Raw genomic sequence first — 4,424 nt, 5'->3', positions numbered from 1 at the left:
TTTGCCAGACGGCTCGCGGGAGGAACGCTTTTTCTCAAAACGGTCAGAAGATGGGGGCAAATGGCTATTRGAGCTGTTTTTTTTCGTGCGTGCTTCCAGYTCTTGAACACGGTACTTCAGTTGTTCATTTTCTTTGCATAATTGTTTGTTTTCGTGACGCAAATGTTCATTTTCTTGAACGAGTTGATGAATGAGCTGTTTTTGTTGTTGAACTTTGCCGATTAAGCTCTCAACTGTAAATACAGCTTGTTGTACCGTCAACATGCGATTCACCTCCTTGTCTATCAATATTCACATCATRGACAGGAAAAGCAAAAAATATTCAGCTCACTTTATGATGTGGCTGAATAGTTACAATTATTGTTATGAAAATTGCTCATCTACAGTTATAGATTTAACTTTACTTAAATATTGTTGTGGATCTATAAATTTTCCGCTTATCCCTTTAAAAGAATACCATATTGTTCGAAATAAATATCTTAAACCTAATAACCTATTGTATTTCCATTTCTTTTTTAAACAAATTACTAACATACGTTTTATAAACTCAATTACTAACAATACATTTCCAATGAATAAGTTCATTCCCTTTAAGTTAGAACTAATCCAAAGACTTCTATTTCTTAATCCATAACAAACTTTCCAAAAATTCTTTACGGCGTCATTAGGAGATATACCATCTTTATGATACATAATTGCATTAGTAATTAAATAGCTACTCATTTGTTGTTTTATTCTATAAGTATATTCTGTATCATCTAGCCAAATAAAAAAGTCTTCACGCGGAAAACCAACTGCTTTCACTGCTTTCTTAGAAATCAATGGTCCGACAAATGCATTCGCATCTAATTCAATCGCTTTCTGGCTATTTATCAATTCCAAAGATATTGGTATATCCTTTGTCAATGTTCTATTAAGTTTTTTATGATGATAGTTTTGAATTTTATTAGAGTATTTATTAACAATTAGTGGGGCTACAAAGCCTATATCTTTATTGCCACAAACAAAATCCATCAAATTCTTTAAGCAATCTACATCTGGTTCAGCATCATCATCCATTATCCAAATCCAATCATATCCTTGTTCATAAGCTTCTTTTACGCCAATATGAAATCCTCCAGCCCCACCAATGTTTTCGTTTAAATGTAATACTTGAACTTTTTTATTTTCCTTCACAAGAACATCTAAATATTCTTTAGTCCCATCTGTACTATTATTATTTATAATTAATATACCATCTAAGCTATATGTTTGGTTTAGTAAAGCATCAATGCATTCTTTTAGCATTTCTAATCGATTGTAAGTCACAATTACTGCACATACTTTTCCCACTATATTTCTCACCTTTTAAATCATATTTTTATCTTTTCCTCAAATACTCTTAAAGCCTTAGCAACTACCATATCCATATCATAATATTGATACTCCGCTAAACGACCAATAAAAATTAAGTTATCATATTTTCTTACTTCTTCTTTATACATTCTATATAGTTCCAAATTATTTTCATTCTTAATCGGATAGTAAGGAATATTTTTCCCAGGAATATACTCTTGGGAAAACTCTTTAACAGTTGTTGTTTTATTAGAAATTTGATTTGTTAAATGCTTGAATTCAGTAATTCTTGTAAAGTTATAATCATTTGGATAATTGACAGTTCCTACTTCTTGTACTTGTTCTTGATTGAACTGTTCAAATACAAAGTTTAACGAACGATAAGGCAATTGCCCGAATTTGTAATCAAAGAAGTAATCAATTGGACCTGTATAAATAATTTTCCCACCAAATTTCTGCCCAAATAAACTTGCTTCACCTGTTTCAAAGTTAAATTGCAGTACCTCTTTGTAATCCGTGTTTAGTAAAATCTTAATATTTTCATGATCTAGCATTCTTTCGAATAGTTTGGTGTATCCTTCCTTCGGCATCCCTTGATAAGGATCTTGGAAGTATCGGTCATCCCGGCTAATGTATACAGGCACCCGTCCTGTGACAGAAGGATCTAACTCTTCTGGCGTAACACCCCATTGCTTTGTCGTATAACCAAGAAACACCTTTTCATATATATAATCGGCTAAAAACTTCAGATCTGTATCTTCCACTTCTCTTAGTTTTAAGATAGGTACTTTTTTATTATAACCAAAATTTTCGATAAGTTTCTTTTCTAACCGCTCCGCTAAATTTTTAGGGAATAACTGATTGATGGAATTTAGATTAAATGGAATCGGAACTTTTTGTCCATCTATAACTCCGAGAACTTTATGGTGATATAAATGCCACTCTGTAAAGTTAGATAAATAATCCCAAACTTTTTTTATTTTCGTATGAAAAATATGAGGCCCATAGTTATGGATTAAAATGCCTTGACTGTCATACGAATCATACGCGTTTCCTCCAATATGATTGCGTTTTTCAATCATTAATACCTTCTTATTTAATTGTGTTGCAATTCGTTCTGCCAGCACGCTGCCGGCAAATCCTGTTCCAATAATCACATAATCAAACATGTTTACCCTCCAGAAGTTTAATTCCTTTTGAATGTAAATACATAAACATTGTCAAAGTAACAAAAAACTCCGAAATAGCGACACCAAAAGCTGTTCCTATATGTTTAAACACAGGTACCAAAATGATAGCTAAGAAAATATTTAATATACTAGCTAGCATTAAAATATTTGAAAAAGCTTTCCTGTATCCTAGAGTCAACATTGTTTGGATGCCGAAAATATTACTCAATCCTATTATAAATGGTAAAAAAGCAATAATTTTTAGCACTATAATAGATTGCCTGTAATTATCTCCTAAAGCAATATCTACTATGTTTTCCGTAAATACGAAAATCATTAAAGATATCAGGAAAGTACAACCACCGACTATCAAAAGAATTTTTTTTATAAAGATTAGCCCTTTCTCACGGCTTTCTGACATTAATCGGCTAATATAAGGATAAATCGCTTGTGAAATTGGATTGATAATCCCAGTTGCAGCATTTATTATTTTTTCAGCGCTTGCATAATATCCTACAACTGTATTATTAGTAAATAAACCGAGAATAAATGTATTACTAACTGTATACAAGCTAATAGCTACTGTAGAAATAAATACATGCCACCCTTCTCTTAATTGGTATTTAATATTGCTCCAACTAGGGGATACAAAATTTATGCCAAAAGTCCTTTTGATCATACCTAAAGATATGAATCCAATTAGTATAGTTCCGAGGGAGTTAAGCAATGGAATAAACAGGATATCATTGCGCTGTTTTACTAACAAGAAAATGCCTATCGTAAAAATTGTTTTAGCAATGATATTAAGAATAGTTATATACCTCATTTTTTCTATTCCCTGGAAAAACCAAATAGGGAAAAGAACATTACCAATAACCATTCCGAATGTTATTATATATACTAGTTTATGGTTTTGAAATTTCGGGAATAACAAGATCAATGAACAAAGTATAAAGAAACTTATCATCATAAAGAATAACTTAATAGTCATAACAGTACTGAAAATACTTTGAACTCTTTTTTTATTGTTTCTATAAATCGCAATTTGATTTGTAGCAGATAGATTAAACCCATAATCAACTAAAATAATAAAAAACTGAATGATTGATTGAGCAAACGCCACTAATCCATAGTTGTCTGGACCTAAAACCCTCACTAAATAAGGTAGCGTAAGCAAAGGAAGTATATAATTTAGTCCTTGCAAAGTTGCTAAAGATAGAAAGTTTTCAAATAATCTTTTTTTATCAGACATACATACTTTTCTCCTATAATCAAAATCAATAAGCTCCCTTTCTTAAAAGGACCATGAAAACTGTTTTTACGAGAATCACTATATCTAAAAACAATGATTGATTATATACATAAAATAATTCCACGTCTACTCTCTCAGGATACCCGACCTCACTTCTTCCACTTACCTGCCAATAGCCTGTAATTCCTGGCTTGACTGATAAAAATTTTGAAACTTCCATGCCGTACTCTTTTAGTTCTTCCTCAACCACTGGTCTCGGTCCAACCAAACTCATTTCCCCTTTTAACACATTAATCAATTGGGGAATTTCATCAAGACTCGTTTTTCGCAAGAAGCGTCCTAAATTTGTAATTCTTGGATCTTCATGCGGTTCTAGCTTATAATTGTTTCTTAAATATTTTTCATACAGTTCTTTATCTGCTTTCAGTTTTTCCTCTGCATTGACAATCATGGAACGAAATTTATAAATATAAAATCTTTTTCCGTTTTTCCCTACACGAACTTGCTTGAAGAAAATTGGTCCTTTCGAGTCACCGAATAAATAGAAGATGCTGATAATCAAAAAAAGTGGGGCTGACCCAAAACGCGAATGCGTTTTGGGATCAGCCCCCACTTTTTTGCCTCAAATATAGAAGAATCGCCCTTTTTTCTGGTAGAATAGAGTCACC

4 protein-coding genes and 1 pseudogene are annotated in these 4,424 nt (G+C 32.0%); all 5 read right to left on the bottom strand.

Features of this window, described 5'->3' with window-relative positions; translation table 11 throughout:
• Nucleotides 1–264: DUF6444 domain-containing protein (locus CV944_RS16260; protein ID WP_233205139.1), on the bottom strand; the 264-nt coding region annotated here is incomplete at its 3' end.
• Between the two features lie 99 nt (nt 265–363).
• Complete coding sequence (locus CV944_RS16255) at nt 364–1,332, bottom strand: glycosyltransferase family 2 protein (protein ID WP_100664535.1); 969 nt, start codon at nt 1,330–1,332, stop codon at nt 364–366.
• Between the two features lie 20 nt (nt 1,333–1,352).
• Entirely contained in the window at nt 1,353–2,504 is a 1,152-nt protein-coding gene (gene glf / locus CV944_RS16250) for a UDP-galactopyranose mutase (protein WP_100664534.1), read from the bottom strand.
• Nucleotides 2,497–3,756 (bottom strand): flippase, encoded by a 1,260-nt coding sequence (locus tag CV944_RS16245; RefSeq protein WP_100664533.1) that lies wholly within the window; start codon nt 3,754–3,756, stop codon nt 2,497–2,499. The genes glf and CV944_RS16245 overlap by 8 nt, the downstream gene beginning before the upstream one ends.
• 25 nt (nt 3,757–3,781) lie before the next feature.
• Nucleotides 3,782–4,330, bottom strand: a pseudogene (locus CV944_RS16240) (sugar transferase); the annotation flags it as partial.
• Nucleotides 4,331–4,424 lie beyond the last annotated feature (94 nt).

This window comes from Geobacillus sp. WSUCF-018B, assembly GCF_002809985.1.
Taxonomy (GTDB): Bacteria; Bacillota; Bacilli; order Bacillales; family Anoxybacillaceae; genus Geobacillus; species Geobacillus thermophilus.
Note: the sequence above shows the minus strand (reverse complement) of the source record. Positions and strands in the feature narration are given on the sequence as shown.

Excerpts from the sequence above, each read along its gene's own strand:
- glf (WP_100664534.1), bottom strand. The coding sequence starts at position 2,504 with ATGTTTGATTATGTGATTATTGGAACAGGATTTGCCGGCAGCGTGCTG.
- CV944_RS16245 (WP_100664533.1), bottom strand. The coding sequence starts at position 3,756 with ATGTCTGATAAAAAAAGATTATTTGAAAACTTTCTATCTTTAGCAACT.